The organism is Streptomyces sp. NPDC051217 (assembly GCF_044455465.1).
Classification (GTDB): Bacteria; Actinomycetota; Actinomycetes; order Streptomycetales; family Streptomycetaceae; genus Streptomyces.
Genome location: NZ_JBITEV010000002.1, coordinates 270,171 through 288,877, shown reverse-complemented (window position 1 = coordinate 288,877; position 18,707 = coordinate 270,171). Strand labels below are relative to the sequence as shown.

General features: G+C 71.1%; 12 protein-coding genes. 10 read left to right on the top strand and 2 right to left on the bottom strand.

Annotated features, from left to right (window positions below):
• The first annotated feature begins 153 nt into the window (after positions 1–153).
• From ACIBBB_RS06375 to ACIBBB_RS06360, 4 genes are all read left to right on the top strand, one after another.
• Positions 154–1,050 (top strand): oxygenase MpaB family protein, encoded by an 897-nt coding sequence (locus ACIBBB_RS06375; RefSeq protein ID WP_398980047.1) that lies wholly within the window; start codon positions 154–156, stop codon positions 1,048–1,050.
• Complete coding sequence (locus ACIBBB_RS06370; protein WP_398979317.1) at positions 1,032–3,356, top strand: tetratricopeptide repeat protein; 2,325 nt, start codon at positions 1,032–1,034, stop codon at positions 3,354–3,356. The genes ACIBBB_RS06375 and ACIBBB_RS06370 overlap by 19 nt, the downstream gene beginning before the upstream one ends.
• An 87-nt stretch (positions 3,357–3,443) precedes the next feature.
• Positions 3,444–5,030, top strand: coding sequence for a phytoene desaturase family protein (locus tag ACIBBB_RS06365; RefSeq protein WP_398979315.1), 1,587 nt, complete (start codon positions 3,444–3,446; stop codon positions 5,028–5,030).
• Positions 5,031–5,197: 167 nt separating this feature from the next.
• Positions 5,198–6,652 carry an MFS transporter gene (locus ACIBBB_RS06360; RefSeq protein WP_398979314.1) on the top strand — a complete coding sequence of 485 codons (1,455 nt, stop codon included), beginning with the start codon at positions 5,198–5,200 and terminating at the stop codon, positions 6,650–6,652.
• Between the two features lie 25 nt (positions 6,653–6,677).
• On the opposite strand, the gene ACIBBB_RS06355 is transcribed toward ACIBBB_RS06360, so the two are convergent.
• Complete coding sequence (locus ACIBBB_RS06355) at positions 6,678–8,504, bottom strand: serine hydrolase (protein ID WP_398979311.1); 1,827 nt, start codon at positions 8,502–8,504, stop codon at positions 6,678–6,680.
• Positions 8,505–8,629: 125 nt separating this feature from the next.
• On the opposite strand from ACIBBB_RS06355, the gene ACIBBB_RS06350 reads away from it, so the two are divergent.
• Positions 8,630–9,736 (top strand): calcium:proton antiporter, encoded by a 1,107-nt coding sequence (locus ACIBBB_RS06350; RefSeq protein WP_398979309.1) that lies wholly within the window; start codon positions 8,630–8,632, stop codon positions 9,734–9,736.
• 316 nt (positions 9,737–10,052) lie between these two features.
• Complete coding sequence (locus ACIBBB_RS06345) at positions 10,053–12,293, top strand: MMPL family transporter (RefSeq protein WP_398979307.1); 2,241 nt, start codon at positions 10,053–10,055, stop codon at positions 12,291–12,293.
• A 137-nt stretch (positions 12,294–12,430) separates the two neighbouring features.
• On the opposite strand, the gene paaK is transcribed toward ACIBBB_RS06345, so the two are convergent.
• Entirely contained in the window at positions 12,431–13,717 is a 1,287-nt protein-coding gene (paaK, locus tag ACIBBB_RS06340; RefSeq protein WP_398979305.1) for a phenylacetate--CoA ligase PaaK, read from the bottom strand.
• A 287-nt stretch (positions 13,718–14,004) separates the two neighbouring features.
• Here paaK and ACIBBB_RS06335 point away from each other — a divergent pair, with 287 nt between their 5' ends.
• The 4 genes from ACIBBB_RS06335 (at position 14,005) to ACIBBB_RS06320 (ending at position 18,625) form a co-directional block, all read left to right on the top strand.
• Entirely contained in the window at positions 14,005–14,247 is a 243-nt protein-coding gene (locus tag ACIBBB_RS06335) for a DUF397 domain-containing protein (protein ID WP_398979303.1), read from the top strand.
• Positions 14,248–14,323: 76 nt separating this feature from the next.
• Positions 14,324–14,824, top strand: a complete 501-nt coding sequence (locus ACIBBB_RS06330) for a hypothetical protein (RefSeq protein WP_384325246.1) — start codon at positions 14,324–14,326, stop codon at positions 14,822–14,824.
• A gap of 179 nt (positions 14,825–15,003) precedes the next feature.
• Complete coding sequence (locus ACIBBB_RS06325) at positions 15,004–17,334, top strand: glycosyl hydrolase family 95 catalytic domain-containing protein (RefSeq protein WP_398980045.1); 2,331 nt, start codon at positions 15,004–15,006, stop codon at positions 17,332–17,334.
• 178 nt (positions 17,335–17,512) lie between these two features.
• Positions 17,513–18,625 (top strand): chemotaxis protein, encoded by a 1,113-nt coding sequence (locus ACIBBB_RS06320; protein ID WP_398979301.1) that lies wholly within the window; start codon positions 17,513–17,515, stop codon positions 18,623–18,625.
• Positions 18,626–18,707 lie beyond the last annotated feature (82 nt).

The window sequence follows — 18,707 nt, the reverse complement described above, 5'->3', positions numbered from 1 at the left end:
CCGGCGGAGAAGCAGCGGAGGGGGTGAGTGAGCGTGAGCCACGGGGACACCGACGCCCACCACACGCAGCCTCTTCCCCACGCCGACGCCCGCCGGCGAGCCCTTCCCGAGGCCGACCCCGGCCTCTTCGGCCCGGACTCGGTCACCTGGCAGCTGCACGGTGACCCGATGATGTGGATCGCCGGTGTCCGCGCGCTCTACCTCCAGGCCCTGCACCCGCGCGCCGTACGCGGCGTCATACAGAACAGCGACTTCAGGAAGGACGCCTGGGGGCGGCTGAGGCGTACGGCCAACTTCGTCGGCACCATCAGCTACGGCACCACCGAGGCCGCCGAGAAGGCCGGCGCCCGCGTCCGCCGCATCCACACCCACATCAAGGTCACCGACCCCGTGACCGGTGAGCGCTACGGCGTCGACGAACCCGATCTGCTGCTCTGGGTGCACTGCGCCGAGGTCGACTCCTACCTGCACCTCCTGCGCCGCTCCGGCCTCCCGATCACCGACGCCCAGGCGGACCTCTACATCGACGAACACCGCGAAGGCGCCCGCCTCGTGGGCCTCGACCCGGCGCTCGTGCCCGCCAACAGGGCCGAACTCGCCGCGTACTTCGAACGGGTACGGCCGGAGCTGGCCGGCGGCCCGGAGGCGCGCGAGGTGGACGACTTCCTGCGCCGTCCCCCCGTCCACCCGCTGCTCGTCCCCGCCCGCGCGGTGCTGTGGCGGCACGTGGCGGCCCTCGCGTACGACTCACTGCCGGGCTACGCCCACGAGTTGTACGGCCGGGAGGCCCCCGGCCCACGGCGCGTGACCCGCCGACTCCTCGTCACCGGGGCGGTCCTGCGGGCCGTCCCGGGATGGCTGCGCCGGCGCATCCCACCGGGCCACATCAGAGGCGCGATGGCCAGGCTCGGGCGCGAGACCCGGCCCGGCCCACGCAAACTCGGGCGACAGGCTGCCAAACTCCGCAGACAGGCGGCCATACTGGACGGGCCGGGGAGGGCGCAGCGAGGTGACGGGGGCGACAGCAGGCGATGGCGGAAACCAGTCTGATCCAGGGCCGGTACCGGCTGCTCGATCTGATCGGGCGCGGTGGCATGGGCGAGGTGTGGCGGGCCCAGGACGAGTCGCTGGGCCGGCACGTCGCGGTCAAATGCCTCAAGCCGCTCGGTCCGCAGCAGGATCAGTCGTTCACCCGGGTGCTGCGCGAACGGTTCCGCCGCGAGGCGCGGGTCGCGGCGGCCCTCCAGCACCGGGGCGTCACCGTCGTCCACGACTTCGGCGAGCACGACGGTGTGCTGTATCTCGTGATGGAGCTGCTCGAAGGGCGTAACCTCAGCCAGCTCCTGGAGGACAACAGACAGGGTCCGCTGGAGGTGCCGGACATTGTCGACATCGCCGAGCAGGTCGCGGACGCGCTCGCGTACACGCACGAACAGGGCATCGTCCACCGGGACTTGAAGCCCGCCAACATCGTGCGGCTGACCGACGGCGCGGTGAAGATCTGCGACTTCGGCATCGCCAGGCTCGGCCATGACATCGGCTTCACGTCCAAGCTCACCGGTACCGGCATCGCGATGGGCACACCGCACTACATGTCGCCCGAGCAGATCGGCGGCGGACACATAGACCATCGCAGCGATCTGTACTCGCTCGGCTGTGTGCTCTACGAGATCGCCACCGGCGCCCCGCCCTTCGACCTGGACGACGCGTGGGCCGTCCTGGTCGGTCACCGGGACACCGCGCCCCAGCCGTTGCGGAGCCACCGGTCCGAACTGCCGGAGTTCCTCGACCGGATCGTCCTCGACCTGCTGGCCAAGACGCCCGACGAGCGTCCCTCGGACGCCACCGCCCTGAGGCACCGGATCATCGCGGCCCGGTCCATCTCCGAGCACCCCGAACCGCCCGGACGCTACGGCCGTTACGGGCGGGAGGGCCGTCCGTCCGCTCTGTCGCCCATGCTCGCGCACCCGCCGTCGGCCGCCGGTTCCACCTCCCACGGGCACGCCGCCGGAGGTCAGGACCCGCGGGCCTCCCGGCTGCCCTCCTGGACGTACGGCATGACCGTCGGCCACAAGGCGACCGGCTCCTCCACCCTGCGCACCACGCCGCCCGACCACACGGCGGGACTCACCGGCGAATGGACCACGCCGTCGGGACCGGCGGGGACCTCGGCGGGCGGGTACACGCGCCCCGAGCGCCCCACGCCCTCGCCCGAGCAGATCGCCGTGCTCAACAGCCGGCACAGCGCGGGCCTCAGCCTGGGCAGGCTCGGGCGCTGGGACGAGGCGGGCGAGGTGCACCGCTCGGTCGCGGCCGAGCGGGAACACATGCTCGGCCCCGACCATCCCGACACCCTCGGCAGCCGTTACGAGGTCGGCTTCACGCTCAGCAGGACCGGACGTACGTCGGACGCCCTGCGGGAGTTCGTCCGCGTCACGGAAGGCCGCGAACGGGCCCTTGGCCCCGACCACCCGGAGACCCTGGCCGCGCGCCAGGAGACGGCGTACGTCCTGGGCCAGCTCGGCCGGCACTTCGAGGCGCACGAGGTGTACGCGGCGGTGCTCGCCTCCCGCGAACGCACCATGGGGCCCGACCACCCCGACACCCTGCGCTGCCGCCACAACCTCGCCTTCAACCTCAGCCGGCTCGGCCGGATCGAGGATTCGTACCGGATGGCGCTGGAGGTGGCGGAGGCGCGCGGCAGGGTGCTGGGCGCCAACCACCCCGACACGCTGGTCACGCGGTACGAGGTCGCGTACGCGCTCGGCATGCTCGGCCGCTGGACGGAAGCGCTCCAGACGTACCGCGACGTCGCGGCCGGCCGCACCCACGCGCTCGGCGGCGACCACCCCGACAGCCTCGCGGCGCGCTACGAGGTCGGCATCAGCCTCGGCCGCCTCGGCCGCAGCGCCGAGGCCCTGGATCTCTACCGGGGCCTCGTCGACGACCGCACCCGTGTCCACGGTCCCACCGACCCCGAGACGCTGCGCGCCCGCCACGGCCTGGGGGTGAACCTCGGCCGGCTCGCCCGCTGGGAGGAAGCCCTCGCGGAGTCCCGCGACGTCTGCGCGATCCGCGAACGGGTGCTGGGCCCCGACCATCCGGACACCCTCGTGAGCCGCCGCGAGGTCGCCGTCGGCCTGGGCTGGCTGGGCCGCTGGTCCGACGCGCTGGCGATCTACCGCAGCGTCGCGGAGTCCCGCGAACGCGTCCTGGGCCCGGACCACCCGGACACCCTGGCCAGCCGCAACGACGAGGCGCACTGCCTCGAACAACTGGGCAGGGGCGGTGAGGCGGTGGAACTCTACCGCCGGGTGGCGGCCCTGCGGCAGCAGCGCGAGGCGGGGCGGCACTGAAGCTCCGATGTCCGGCCCGGATCACCCTCGTGGGCCGGTCGGACGGGGCGGGGTCCCGTCGTGGCCGTGGACGTGTTACCAAGAGCCATGCCCGCACTCGCCTCTCCCGCCCGCGCCTCCTACGACGCCGTGATCGTCGGCGGCGGTCACAACGGACTCGTCGCCGCCGCGTATCTCGCCGCGGCCGGGCGCTCCGTCCTCGTCCTTGAGCGTCTCGGACACACCGGCGGGGCCGCCGTCTCCACCCGGCCCTTCGCCGGTGTCGACGCGCGTCTCTCCCGCTACTCGTATCTCGTGTCGCTGCTGCCGCGGAAGATCGTGGACGAGCTCGGGCTGCGGTTCGCCGTACGGAAGCGGACCGTGTCCTCGTACACACCCGCCGAGCGCGGCGGGCCGACCGGGCTGCTCGTGGGCGGTGGCGCCGACCGTACGAGGGAGTCCTTCGCCCAACTGACCGGAAGCGACGCCGAGTACGCGGCCTGGCAGTCCTTCTACGGCTCGACCCTCCGCGTCGCCGAGCGCGTTTTCCCGACCCTCACCGAACCGCTGCCCGAGCGCGCCGAGTTGCGCGCCCGGATCGACGACGAGGCCGCCTGGCGGATGCTTTTCGAGGAACCGATCGGTGTCGCGATCGAGGACCGGTTCGCCGACGACCTCGTACGCGGCGTCGTCCTCACCGACGCGCTGATCGGCACCTTCGCCGACGCCCACGACCCGTCCCTCCTTCAGAACCGCTGCTTCCTCTACCACGTCGTGGGCGGTGGCACCGGTGACTGGGACGTGCCGGTCGGCGGCATGGGCGCGCTCACCGACGCTCTCGCCGGCGCGGCACGCGCGGCCGGCGCGGAGATCGTCACCGGCCACGAGGCGATCCGCGTCGAGACGGACGGCGGCCATGCCGAGGTCGCCTTCCGTACGGAGGCGGGCGACACCGGGAGCGTCGCGGCCCGCCACGTCCTCGTGAACGCGTCCCCGCAGGCGCTCGCCACCCTCCTCGGCGACGAGCCGCCCGCCTCACCCGCCGAGGGCGCCCAGCTCAAGGTCAACATGCTGCTGCGCCGGCTGCCGCGGCTGCGTGACCGGAGTGTCGACCCGCGCGACGCGTTCGCCGGGACGTTCCACATCGCGGAGGGCTACCGGCAGTTGGCGACGGCGTACGAGGAGGCGGCCGGCGGCATGCTGCCGTCCGCGCCGCCCTCCGAGATCTACTGCCACTCGCTGACCGACCCGTCGATCCTGGCCCCCGAGCTGGCCGAGCAGGGTTACCAGACCCTCACGCTCTTCGGACTGCACACCCCCGCCCGGCTGTTCGCCGAGGCCAACGACACCGTCCGCGACGAGCTGCTCGGGGCGACCCTGGAGCAGCTCGACGCCCATCTGGCCGAGCCGATCGCCGACTGTCTCGCCGTGGACGCCGAAGGGCGGCCCTGCATCGAGGCGAAGACGCCCGTCGACCTCGAACGTGAACTGCGGCTGCCGGGCGGCCACATCTTCCACCGCGATCTCGCGTTCCCGTACGCCACGGCCGACACGGGCCGGTGGGGCGTGGAGACCGCCCACGCGAACGTGCTGCTGTGCGGGGCGGGCGCCGTGCGTGGCGGCGGTGTCAGCGGCGTGCCCGGCCACAACGCGGCGATGGCCGTGCTGGAGGCGGTCCGGGCCTCGACGGCCTGAGCCCGGCCCGCTGAGCCCGCCACGCCGCGTACCCGGGTGTCGCCCGTCGGTCCGTACGGCCCTTGAGCCGTACGGCTGACGCCCCGTTTGTCTTCTTTGGGCCCCGGGTACACTGAGTCGGCGCGTCAGCGGCGCCGAGGGCGTCGCCGCCAGCGAGGAGGCGGAGCATGAGCCAGAGCGGAGCCCCGGCGGTCGGGACTGTCACCACGAAAGTCCCGGCGCGACTCGACCGGCTGCCGTGGTCACGGTGGCACTGGATGATCGTGATCGGCCTGGGCACCGTATGGATTCTGGACGGACTCGAAGTCACCGTCGTCGGCAACATCGCGAGCCGCCTCTCCGAGGACGGCAGCGGCCTGCCGATCAGCGCCGCCGAGGTCACCGGCGCGGCCGCGGCCATCTATGTGGCCGGCGCCTGCTCGGGGGCGCTCTTCTTCGGCTGGCTCACCGACCGGTTCGGCCGAAAGAAGCTCTTTCTCGTCACCCTCGCGGTGTATCTGATCGCGACCGCGCTGACCGCCCTCTCGTACACCGTGTGGTGGTTCTGCGTCTTCCGCTTCTTCACCGGCTTCGGCATCGGTGGCGAGTACGCGGCGATCAACTCCGCCATCGACGAACTCATCCCCAGCAAGTACCGGGGCCGCGTCGACCTCATCATCAACGGCAGCTTCTGGCTCGGCGCCATGGCCGGGGCCCTGCTCTCCGTCCTCGCGCTCAACACGAGCATCTTCCCCAAGGACGTCGGCTGGCGGCTGACCTTCGCGCTCGGTGTCGTCCTCGGACTGGTCATCCTGCTGGTCCGCCGGCATGTCCCGGAGAGCCCGCGGTGGATGTTCATCCACGGACACGACGAAGGAGCCGAGGAGATCGTCTCCGGCGCGGAGCGACAGATCGAACGGGAGACCGGGGAGAAACTGCCGGAGCCCGCCGGGTCCATCACCATCGAACAGCGCAGGAGCATCGGCTTCGTCGAGATCGCGAGGACGCTGTTCCGCGTCTACCCCAAGCGCGCGACGCTCGGCTTCTCCCTCTTCATCGGCCAGGCGTTCCTGTACAACGCCATCACCTTCGGCTTCGGCACCATCCTGGTGAACTTCTTCGACGTGTCCAGTGGCTCGACCGGCTACTACTTCGCCGCCATCGCGCTGGGCAACTTCCTCGGACCCCTGGCGCTCGGGCGGCTGTTCGACACGGTGGGGCGCAGGCCGATGATCGCGGGGACGTACATCATCTCGGGGCTGCTGCTCTATCTCACCGCCTGGTTCTTCAGCGAGGGCTGGCTCGACGCGACCACCATGACCGTCTGTTGGGCCGTGGTGCTCTTCTTCGCGTCCGCCGGAGCCAGCTCCGCCTATCTGACCGTCAGCGAGATCTTCCCCATGGAGACACGCGCCCTGGCGATCGCGTTCTTCTACGCCATCGGTACGGCGGCGGGCGGAATCTCCGGACCGCTGCTGTTCGCGAGCCTCACCGAGAGCGGGGTCGTCGGCGACGCCGTCGTCGCGTTCTGCGTCGGCGCGTCGCTGATGGTCGCCGCCGGTGTGGTCGCCGTGTTCTTCGCCGTCGCCGCCGAAGGCAGGTCCCTGGAGGACATCGCCACCCCGCTGTCGGTCCGCAAGTGACGCTCCCCCCCCGGCGCGCCGCCACTCAGTGCGCCGACACGCTCCAGCCGTCCAACTCGACGCGCGCCGCGTCCCCGTGCCGCGAGTCGTCGAACACCGTACGGTCGCCGTCCTCGACCCGCAGCCCGTCCACATACGCCCCACGGCCGACGTACGCGCCCCCGGTCGCGTACCGCCACCGCAGTCGCGCCTGACGCCCGCGCCAGGCTGTGAGGTCGGCCCGGAGCCGGTGCCACACGCGCCCCGACCAGCCCGAGACCGAGCCCGTGGGATGCGCGGTGCCCGCCTCCTCACCGGAGCGCGTCGTCGTGAAGGGGACAGGCACCCACTCGGCTCCCGCGGAGCCGTCGGCCGCCTCCAGGACCAGGACACCGGTGCCGGGCTCCGTGTCCCACCACAGCGAGCAGCGCACCCGCCCCCGCCCGGTGGCGACGCTCAGCGCGGGCAGCGTGAGCGTGGCGGTGGCGCCTGCGGCCATGCCCGAGAACCACGCCGTCCGGCCCCTCTCGGGCGAGACGGGCACGGCGCGCGCCAGGTTGTCGGCGGCGGCGACCCGCGGAGCGTTGCCCGACCGCCAACCGCGCACCGGATGAACGGAGTTGCCGAGCACGACGAGGAACGAGTCGGTCGTCGGATCGAGCACCAGACTGGTCCCGGTGAAGCCGGTGTGCCCCGCCGTACGCGGTGTGGCCATGGCCCCCATGTACCAGTGCTGGTAGAGCTCGAAGCCCAGACCGTGCGCGTCACCGGGGAAGCCGGTGTTGAAATCGGTGAACATCAGCTCCACCGACGCCGGACGCAGAATCCTCGCCCCGCCGTACGCGCCGCCGTTCAGCAGCGTACGGCCCAGGACCGCCAGGTCCCAGGCGCACGAGAAGACGCCGGCGTGACCGGCGACCCCGCCGAAGCCGAACGCGTTCTCGTCATGCACCTCTCCCCACACGAGACCGCGGTCGAGCCCCGACCACGGCTGCCGCATGTCCTCCGTGGCCGCGATCTTCGGCCGCCAGGACGGGGGAGGGTTGAAGCGGGTGCGGTGCATGCCCAGGGGAGCGGTGATCTCCTCGCGCAGCAGCACCTCCAGCGCGCGCCCGGTGATCTTCTCCAGGACGAGCTGAAGGGAGATCAGGTTGAGGTCCGAGTACCGGTAGACACTGCCCGGCGGGCTCGTGGGCGCCTCGTCCCACAGCCGCTGGAGCTTCCCCTCCAGTGTCGGCTCCTCGTAGAGCGGGATCCAGGAGACGAAGCCCGAGGTGTGCGTGAGCAGTTGGCGGACGGTGATGTCCTGCTTGCCCGCGCCGCCGAAGTCGGGAAGGTACGACGCGACGCGCTCCTCCAGGGCCAGCGCCCCGCGCTCGATCTGCTGCACGGCGAGGATCGAGGTGAAGAGCTTGGAGACGGACGCCAGGTCGAAGACGGTGTCCTCGGCCATCGCGATCTGCCGGCCGGCCGGCAACTCGACGCCGGTGTCGGTCGCCTCGTCGTACGCCGAGTAGCGCACCGCCTTGCCGATCGGCCGGTGCAGGGCGACGGTGCCACCACGTCCGGCGAGCAGGACGGCGCCCGCGTACCAGGGGTGCGCCGGCGAAGGCGCCAGGAACCGCTCGGCATCCGTGACCAGCCGCTCCAGCGGCCCCGGCAGCAGCCCGGCGCGCGCGGGGGAGCCCCGCCGCAGTGTCAGGGACGGCCGCCCGGAGCCCGCGCCCGCGGGGCCCGACGATCCCGCGCCCGCGCCTATGGCGGTCGCCGCGTCGGCGAACGGTACGGGCGCCGGCGCTCCTCCCAGCACCGACATGCCCCCGCCCAGCATCCGTCGGCTGATCCCGTCACCCGCCGCCGCGTCCGCGCTCATCCGGCACCCCTCTGACGCTCCGTCCGAAACTGCCCGCCGCCCGAGGTTACTGTCCGCGTGCCGTACGGGGGACGACGGTGCGGCTCACCGCGCGGGTGCCGGGGACCTCTGGCAGCGTGAGGCGTATGACGACGCGTGACGGGCTCCGTACGCTGTGGTCCCGCTGGACCGTGGTCGTACCGCTGCTCGCCCTGGTAGCGCTGGTGCTCAGCTGGGGACGCGACCTGCCCGGCTACGCGGTCGGCCTCGTGGCCCTTCTCCTCGGGGGTGCCGTACTCGCCGCCGTGCACCACGCCGAGGTCGTCGCGCACCGGGTCGGCGAGCCGTTCGGCTCGCTCGTGCTCGCCGTCGCCGTCACCGTCATCGAAGTGGCCCTCATCGTCACCCTGATGGTCGACGGCGGCGACGAGGGCGCGACCCTCGCCAGGGACACCGTCTTCGCCGCTGTCATGATCACCTGCAACGGCGTCGTGGGCCTCTCCCTCATCGTCGGTGCCCTCCGCAGCCGGGTCGCCGTCTTCAACGCGGAGGGCACGGGCGGCGCGCTGGCCACGGTCGCCACACTCGCCACACTCAGCCTGGTGTTTCCGACCTTCACGACGAGCAAACCGGGGCCCGAGTTCTCCACGGCGCAGCTCACGTTCGCCGCCCTCGCCTCCCTCGCGCTCTACTTCCTCTTCGTCGCCATGCAGACGGTCCGTCACCGCGACTACTTCCTGCCCGTCACCCAGGAGGGCGAGATCAAGGAGGTGGACGATCACGCGCCGCTGCCCACCCGGCGCGCGACGACACTGAGCGTGGTGCTGCTCCTCGTGGCCCTGGTCGCCGTCGTCGGCGACGCGAAGGCGGTGTCGCCGACCATCGAGTCGGGCGTGGAGGCGGCCGGGATGCCGCACGCCGTGGTGGGTGTGATCATCGCCCTGCTCGTCCTGGCGCCGGAGACCCTGGCCGCCGTCCGGGCCGCGCGCCGCGAGCGGGTGCAGACCAGCTTCAATCTGGCGCTCGGCTCGGCCATGGCCAGCATCGGCCTGACGATCCCGGCCATCGCGCTCGCCACCATCTGGCTGGAGGGACCGCTGGTCCTCGGCCTGAACGCCACCCATATGGTGCTGCTCGCCCTCACCGTGGTCGTCGGCGCGCTCACCGTCGTCCCGGGGCGGGCGACGCTGCTGCAAGGCGGCGTCCACATGGCGGTGTTCGCGGCGTTCGTGTTCCTCGCGGTGAGCCCGTAGACCTGCGGTCAGCGGTCAACTTGCGTACTATCCACGACAGTTGCCGGGGCCGCCGGTCGGTCACCCCTAATCCGGGGGCGCAGTAGGGGTGTACTCAGCAACACCCCGGACCTGGGTCGTACGCCCAATGTGCCGCCGCCTGATTCTGCGTAACTTCTCGTGTCGTGGCACAGAGAGTGTCCGACCGGAAGGGCGACGCACGGCGCTGGTGCTCCCGCCCGTCCGACCCGCGGCCGATCTCACCCCACGGCATGGCGCAGAACGCGCCGAGCCCTTTCCCCATGTCCTGATCCCCCCCAGACCGGGAGTACGCCTCGTGGCCACGTTTCTCTACAAACTCGGACGGTTGGCGTTCCGGCGCCGGATCTACGTCGCCCTCGTATGGGTGGCGATGCTGGCCCTCTCCGGTGTCGGCGCCGCCTCCGCCGCCACCGCGGGATCCAGCTTCTCCATTCCGGGGACGGAGGCCCAGAAGGCCTTCGACCTGATCGATGAGCGCTTCCCCGGCAGCAGCGTCGACGGGGCGGTCGCCCGGGTCGTCTTCAAGGCGCCCGACGGCCAGAGGATGACCTCGCCCGAGAACAAGGCGACGGTCGAGGAGGTCGTCAAGGCGCTGCCGGCCGGTTCGGACCAGATCGGGCAGGTCACCGACCCGTACAAGGCCAACGCCATCTCCCAGGACGGTTCGACGGCCTATGTGGCGGTGTCGTACAAGGTCACCACGCTGGAGCTGACCGACGACACCCGCACATCGCTCGAGGACATCGGGGCGGACGCGAGGAAGGGCGGACTGACGGTCGAGATCGGCGGTGACGCGCTCCAGGCCATCCCGGCCGCCGGAGCCACCGAGGTCATCGGCGTCGCCATCGCCGCCGTCGTGCTCGTCATCACCTTCGGTTCGCTGATCGCGGCGGGACTGCCGCTGGTCACCGCTCTCATCGGCGTCGGCATCAGTGTCTCGGTCATCGCCTCGCTGGCGGGCGCGATGGACTTCGACTCCACCACCAGCGTTCTCGCGATGATGATCGGCCTCGCCGTCGGTATCGACTACGCGCTGTTCATCGTCTCCCGCTACCGGTCGGAGCTGGCGGACGGGCACGAACCCGAGGAGGCCGCGGGACGCGCGGCCGGTACGGCGGGATCCGCCGTGTTCTTCGCGGGGCTCACCGTCGTCATCGCCCTTGTCGGGCTCGCGGTCGTCAACATCCCGATGCTCACCAAGATGGGCCTCGCGGCGGCCGGAACGGTCGTCATCGCCGTCCTCGTCGCGCTCACCCTCGTCCCGGCCGTGCTGGGCTTCGCGGGCAAGCGTGTGCTCGGCAAGAAGGCACGCAGGAACCAGGAGCGCGAGCGGGCCGCGTCCACCCACGGCAAGCCCAACATGGGCACCCGCTGGGCCCGCTTCGTCCTGCGCCGTCCCGCCGTCGTGGTCCTGGTGGGAGTCGTCGGCCTCGGCGTCGCCGCCGTCCCGGCGGCCTCGCTGGAGATGGGCCTGCCCGACAACGGCTCGCAGCCGACCAGCACCACGCAGCGCAAGGCGTACGACATTCTCTCCGACTCCTTCGGGCCCGGCTTCAACGGCCCGCTGGTCGTCGTCGTGGACCTCAAGGGCGACGGCGACGCCGAGCGGACGGTCGGCCAGGTCTCCGACGCGGTGAAGGGCGTGAAGGACGTCGTCGCCGTCACCCCCGCCACCTACAACGAGGCCGGCGACACGGCGATGATCACGGCGGTCCCGAAGGACCGTCCCTCGTCCGTGGACACCGAGAACCTGGTCCACGCGGTCCGCGACGCGGGTGGTGAGGTCGCCTCGGACGCCGGGGTGAAGGTGCTGGTCACCGGTGCCACCGCGCTGAACACCGACTTCTCGCAGAAGATGAACGACGCGCTGGTGCCCTACCTGGCGGTCGTCGTCGGTCTGGCCTTCCTGCTGCTGATGCTCATCTTCCGGTCGATCCTCGTACCGCTGAAGGCCGCCTTCGGCTTCCTGCTGTCGGTCGTCGCCGCGCTCGGCGCGGTGGTCGCGGTCTTCCAGTGGGGCTGGCTCTCGGACTTCTTCGGCATCGAGCAGACCGGTCCGGTCATGTCGATGGTGCCGATCTTCATGGTGGGCACGGTCTTCGGTCTCGCCATGGACTACGAGGTCTTCCTGGTCACGCGGATGCGTGAGGCGTACGTCCACGGGGAGCAGCCGCGAGAGGCCGTCGAGACCGGCTTCCGGCACGGTGCCCGGGTGGTCACCGCTGCCGCGGTGATCATGATGGCGGTCTTCGCGGGCTTCGCCGGCTCGGGCGAGTCCATGATCAAACTGATCGGCTTCTCGCTGGCCGTCGCGGTCTTCTTCGACGCCTTCGTGGTCCGGATGGCCATCGTGCCCGCGGTGCTCGCGCTGCTCGGCGACAAGGCGTGGTGGCTGCCGCGCTGGCTCGACCGGCTGCTGCCGAACGTCGACGTGGAGGGCGACCAGCTCCGCAAGACGCTGGAGCGCAACGCGCGGGGCTCGGGCCGGGGGCCGGACTCCGACACGGACGGGAACAAGCCGATGGCGCGCGTCTGACACGCGGTGACCCCGGTCGCCGGACGGGCTCGGAAAAGCCCGTCCGGCACCAGGCAATTCAGGACGGGTGCGCGGCCCACGGGCCGCGCACCCGTCCTGTCACGTCCGAGGCCACCGCCCGAACCGGGCCGGGCCGCTCACGGCGTCCTGAGGTCCACGATCCGCTTGATCTTGCCCACCGAACGCTCCAGCGTCTCCGGATCCACCACCTCGACCGCCACCGAGACCCCGATCCCGTCCTTCACCGCCGCCACGATCGCCCGCTCGGCGGCCGTGCGCTGTTCCGGCGTCGCCTCCGTCCGCGCCTCGGCCCGCACTGTCAGGGCGTCCATCCGGCCCTCGCGGGTGAGCCGGAGCTGGAAGTGCGGGGCGACCCCCGCCGTACGCAGCACGATCTCCTCGATCTGGGTCGGGAACAGATTCACCCCGCGCAGGATCACCATGTCGTCGGTGCGCCCGGTGACCTTCTCCATCCGACGGAACACCCGCGCCGTGCCCGGCAGCAGCCGCGTCAGGTCGCGTGTGCGGTAGCGGATCACCGGCATCGCCTCCTTGGTGAGGGAGGTGAAGACCAGCTCGCCCTCCTCGCCGTCGGGCAGCACCTCACCGGTGAACGGGTCGACGACCTCCGGAAAGAAGTGGTCCTCCCAGATGTGCAGCCCGTCCTTCGTCTCGACGCACTCCTGCGCCACACCCGGGCCCATGACCTCGGAGAGGCCGTATATGTCCACCGCGTCGATCGCGAACCGCTCCTCGATCTCCCGCCGCATCTCCTCGGTCCACGGCTCGGCGCCGAAGATGCCGACCTTCAGCGAGGTCGCCCGGGGATCGACGCCCTGGCGCTCGAACTCGTCCAGCAGCGTCAGCATGTACGAGGGCGTCACCATGATGATCTCGGGCCGGAAATCGGTGATCAGCCGGACCTGCCGCGCCGTCATGCCCCCGGACGCCGGGATGACGGTGCAGCCGAGCCGCTCGGCGCCGTAGTGCGCGCCCAGACCGCCGGTGAACAGGCCGTATCCGTACGCCACATGGACCTTGTGACCGGGCCGGCCGCCGGCCGCCCGGATCGAGCGGGCCACCACGTCCGCCCAGGTGTCCAGATCGCCCTGTGTGTAGCCGACGACGGTCGGGCGGCCCGTGGTGCCGCTGGACGCGTGGACGCGCCGGACGTCCGCCTGGTCGACGGCGAACATCCCGAAGGGATAGTTGTCCCGCAGATCGGACTTGGCGGTGAGGGGAAAGCGGGCGAGGTCGGCGAGCGAGCGGCAGTCGTCCGGCCGCAGCCCGGCGGAGTCGAACGACTCCCGGTAGAAGGCCACGTTCTCGTACGCGTGCCGCAGCGTCGCCCGCAACCGGGTGAGCTGCAACGCTTCGAGCTCGTCCCGGCCGAGCTGCTCCCCGGCGTCCAGCGATACCGTCATGGCTGACTCTCCGACTCTTCCGTGCCCGCCTCGAACGTCGAACGTCGAACGTTCCGGTCGACCGATCATTCGGTTGATCCTCTTCCCGCTCAGTAATCCAGCCCCCCGGACGCGCGTCAAGGCTCCTGCCGTACCCCGGACGCGGCCGGACACCGTGGGTCCGGAGCCGTACGGCTGCCAACTGAGGCCCTCCGCAAGGGGGTTGGGGACTGCCGGTGCGGTGGCCTGTCGGGGACCGGGAACGATCGATAGGCTGGCCCCGGACGACGAACCGGGAGGAGCGGGACGTGGCTGAGAGCATCACCACCCAGCAGCCGTTGGCAGGCTGGGACAAGCCGGAGCTGGACCTGAGCAACGCCGACTGGCGTTCGAGCAGCCAGGGCACCGGGGACGTCCAGATCGCCTTCGTGGAAGGCTTCATCGCCATGCGCAACGGCGGCAAACCCGGGAATCCCTCGCTGATCTTCAGCCCCGCGGAGTGGCGGGCCTTCGTACTCAACGCCCGCGAAGGAGAGTTCGACCTCACCTGACCGCGTTCCGTCTCCCGCCCCGGCGAGCCCCAGGGTCCCGCGTCGCCGGGGCCCCGAGGAGACGTACCATTGCTCCATGTCCTTCCTCCGCCGCCGCAGCTCCGCCACACCCGCGGGCCCGGACTTCGACGTCCTCGCCATGGACCCGGGTGACTGGCCCGGAAATCTGGGCGCCGGTCTGCTGCCCGCCCCCGACGGCAGCTGTCAGGGTGTCTTCCTGCGCTACGACCTGTTCGGCGGACGCGGCCCGGCGATGATCATCGGCAATCTGCCCGAGGGGTCGCCGGCCCGTGAGCTGGAGGACGGTCAGATCCCCTTCGAGGTCGCGCAGCTGCTGATCGCCCTGGAGAACGAGGAGCAGGTCGACGTCGTCAGCACGGAGGACGTGCCGGTGATGCAGGGCGACAACCTGCTGATCGTGCGCCGGCTGAAGCTCTCCGAAAGCCGTATCGCCTGCGTGCAGTTCGACCGCAGCGACAACGTGCTCGTCACCATCGCGAGCTGGGACCGGCCTATCACCGACGACCTCTACGCGCTGCTGAAGCCGCTGCCGGCGGAGCTCTTCCAGCAGGGCTGAGCAGGGCCGGGCCGAAAGCCGCCCCTGGCGCGACCGGCGGGGCTCCCCGGCGCGCGTGACCCCATCGCCTCGCGGCCCGGAAAATGCCTGCCGTGAGGTTTTGTCATGTGCCTTGCCAATTCAGTCATCGGACTTTTAACGTCTGCCGCATGACTCAGGGCATCACCCGCAGAACCACGATGAAGTCCGCACTCGGCGTAACCAGTGCTCTCGCGCTGGGTGTACCTGCTCTGGCAGGTAGAGCGGCAGCCGCCGACCCCTCCGATGAATTGACGCTCTGGTATGCGAAGCCCGCCGGGGACTGGGAGCGCGAGAGCCTGCCCATCGGCAGCGGCGCGCTCGGCGCCGGTATCTACGGAACGCTCGCCTCCGAGCGACTGGTCCTCAACGAGAAGACGCTGTGGACCGGCGGCCCCGGCGCGCCGGACTACGACCACGGCAACTGGACCAGCCCGAGACCTGGAGTGCTGCGCGCGGTTCAGGACCGTATCGACGCCGAAGGGTCCATGACCCCCGAGGCCGTCGCGGCCGAACTGGGCCAGCCCAAGCACAACTTCGGCTCCTACAACGTCTTCGGCGACCTGCTGCTCGACGTCCCCGGCGCGCCCGGCGGCCCCGACCCCTCCTACCGGCGCTCCCTGGACATCGGTACGGCCCTCGCCTCGGTCTCGTACGCCCACCAAGGCGCCACGTACACACGGGAGTTCTTCGCCTCCCACCCGGGCAAGGTCATCGCGGGCCGGTTCGCCGCCGACCAGCCGGGCAAGATCGGCTTCACCCTCCGCTACACCTCCCCCCGCAAGGACTTCACGGCCACGGCGAGCGGCGACCGGCTCACGGTCCGGGGCAAGCTCCAGAACAACGGGCTGCTCTTCGAGGGCCAGATCCGCGTACGTACGGAAGGAGGCACCGTCACCGCCGGGAACGGCACCCTCACCGTCAGCGGCGCCGACAGCGCGTGGTTCGTGCTCGCGGCCGGTACCGACTACGCCGACACCTACCCCGACTACCGCACCGACGACCCCCACGGCGCGGTCACCGACGCCGTCGACCGGGCGGCCGGCCGCGGTTACGAAGACCTGCGCACCGAGCATGTCGAGGACTACCAGGGGCTGTTCGACCGGGTGTCGCTCGACATCGGCCAGCAGCTGTCGAACCTGCCGACCGACCAGCTGCTCGCCCAGTACACCGGCGGCACCAGCGGCGCCGACAAGGCGCTCGAAGCGCTGTACTTCCAGTACGGCCGCTATCTGCTCATCGCCTCCTCACGGTCCGGGTCGCTGCCCGCGAACCTCCAGGGCGTCTGGAACAACGTCACCAACCCGCCCTGGGACGCGGACTATCACGTCAACATCAACCTCCAGATGAACTACTGGCTCGCCGAGGTCACCAACCTCGCCGAGACCACCGCTCCGTACGACAAGTACGTCGACTCGATGCGCGCACCGGGCCGTATCACCGCGCGGGAGATCTTCGAGACCGCGGGCTGGGTGGTGAACAACGAGACCAATCCGTACGGCTTCACCGGCCTGCACCAGTACCCGCAGTCGTTCTGGTTCCCGGAGGCCGGCGCCTGGCTCACCCAGCAGATGTACGACCACTACCGGTTCAACGCCTCGACGGACTATCTGCGCTCCACCGCGTTCCCGGTGATGAAGGAGACCGCCGAGTTCTGGCTCGGCTTCCTGCGGACCGACCCGCGCGACGGCAAGCTCGTCGTCACCCCCAGCTACTCGCCCGAGAACGGCGACTTCACGGCCGGCGCGGCGATGTCGCAGCAGATCGTGTACGACCTGTTCACCAACACCCTGGAGGCGTCGGAGACCCTGGGCGACGACCCCCGGTTCCGCAGGCGGCTCCGGCTGGCGTTGCGCGATCTCGACCCCGGACTGCGCGTCGGGTCGTGGGGACAGCTCCAGGAGTGGAAGGAGGACCTGGACGACCCCAACAACGACCACCGGCATGTCTCGCACCTCTTCGGCCTGCACCCGGGCCGGCAGATCGAGGTCGGCACCGAGTGGGCCGACGCCGCCAAGGTCTCCCTCACCGCGCGTGGTGACGGCGGCACGGGCTGGAGCAAGGCCTGGAAGATCAACTTCTGGGCGCGGCTGCGCGACGGCGACCACGCGCACAAGATGCTCACCGAGCAACTGAAGAGCTCGACACTGCCGAACCTCTGGGACACCCATCCGCCGTTCCAGATCGACGGCAACTTCGGCGCCTCCTCCGGTGTCGCCGAGATGCTGCTCCAGAGCCAGCACGGCCCGATCGAGGTCCTGCCCGCCCTGCCCGCGTCCTGGCCCGACGGTTCGGTCACCGGGCTGCGGGCACGCGGCGGCGCCACGCTGGACATCACGTGGGCCGGCGGCAGGGCGAGCCGGATCGTCCTGACGGCGAGCCGTACCGGCGATCTGACCCTGCGCAGCACCCTGCTGCCCGGCGGCGAGGAGACGTTCCGAGCCACCGCCGGACAGGTGTACGAATTCACAGCGGGCCGCGGCCGGCACTGACGGACGCGGTACGAGGGGCTTCGTCCGGCAGCGGCGGCAGCCGGGCGAAGCCCCGCCGCGATTCGAGCGCCCAGCGCCCCTGCGGATACGGGCCGAATCCCGCACCATGGAGAGAGGTCCGGGGTACTCCATACCGGCCGCTCGCCGGTGTCGGACCTCCGCCGAGCTAAGGGGCAGCATGGACAGTAACGATCTGACGCCCGAGGTCCTGCGCAGGCTGAGGAAGCCGCGGTCCTACCCGGCGGTGTCCCTGACGATGCCCACCCATCGCGAGCCGCTGAACGACGAGGACTCCGTTCGGCTGCGCAACGTCCTCGCCGATGCCGTGCACCGCATGGAGGCCGACCCGGACATCTCGAAGGCGGCCTGCCGCGCCGTGAAGACGCAGCTCGACCGGGCGGTGGCCGAGGTCGACCTGGGCCACAAGCTCGACGGGTTGGTGATCTTCGCCGACGCCGACGAGCACCAGGTCTGGTACCTGCCTCGCGAGACGCCCGAGTCGGTCGTCATCAGCGACACCTATCTCACCCGGAACCTGGTGGCCGCCACCGCCCAGAAGCCCCGCTACTGGGTCCTGACCGTGGCCGCCGACCGCGCGAGACTGTGGAGCGGCGACGGCGAGTCCCTGCACGAGCACCGCGCCGACGGCTTCCCGATGACGCCGCCCGAGGAGACGTGGGACGTCGAGCGCGAGGAGCGCATCGGCGACACGCCGAGCACTTTCACCGACGAGGAGACCCGCAAGTTCCTGCGGTCCGTGGACGACGCCCTCACGGCCGTACTCGCCGCCCGTCCGCTCCCGTTCCATCTGGTCGGTGTCGCCCCCGCGCTCGCCCTGCTGGAGGACGCGGGCACCACCGCCAGGTCGGCGGCGGGCCGCCTTGCCAAGGGCGGCCTCACCGACGGCCCCGCCCATGTGCTGTGGAAGGCGATCCGGCCCGTCGTGGACCAGTACGCGCGCAACGAGGAGACGGAAGTCCTGGCCCGGCTCGACGACGCCAAGGGCAGGCGTATCTTCGCCGCGGGTCTGGACGAGGTGTGGGAGGCGGTACGCGAGCGGCGGGTGGGCCTCGTGGCGGTGGAGGAGCACTTCCAGCGCTCCGCCAGGATCAGCGACGGACATCTGATCCCGGTCGACGGCGACGACGGCGCGGCCCTCGGCCGTGAGGTGCAGGACGATGTCGTCGACGAACTTGTCGAGTCGGCCCTGGACGGCGGCGCGCAGGTCATGTTCCTCGACGACGACATGCTCGCGGGGCACGACCGGATCGCGGCGATGCTGCGCTACTGACGGCCCCGCCCCCCGGTGCCCGGGGGGAGAACGAGCCGGGCGCCACCGGTCCCCCACAGGCCGGTGGCGCCCGTCGCCCTAC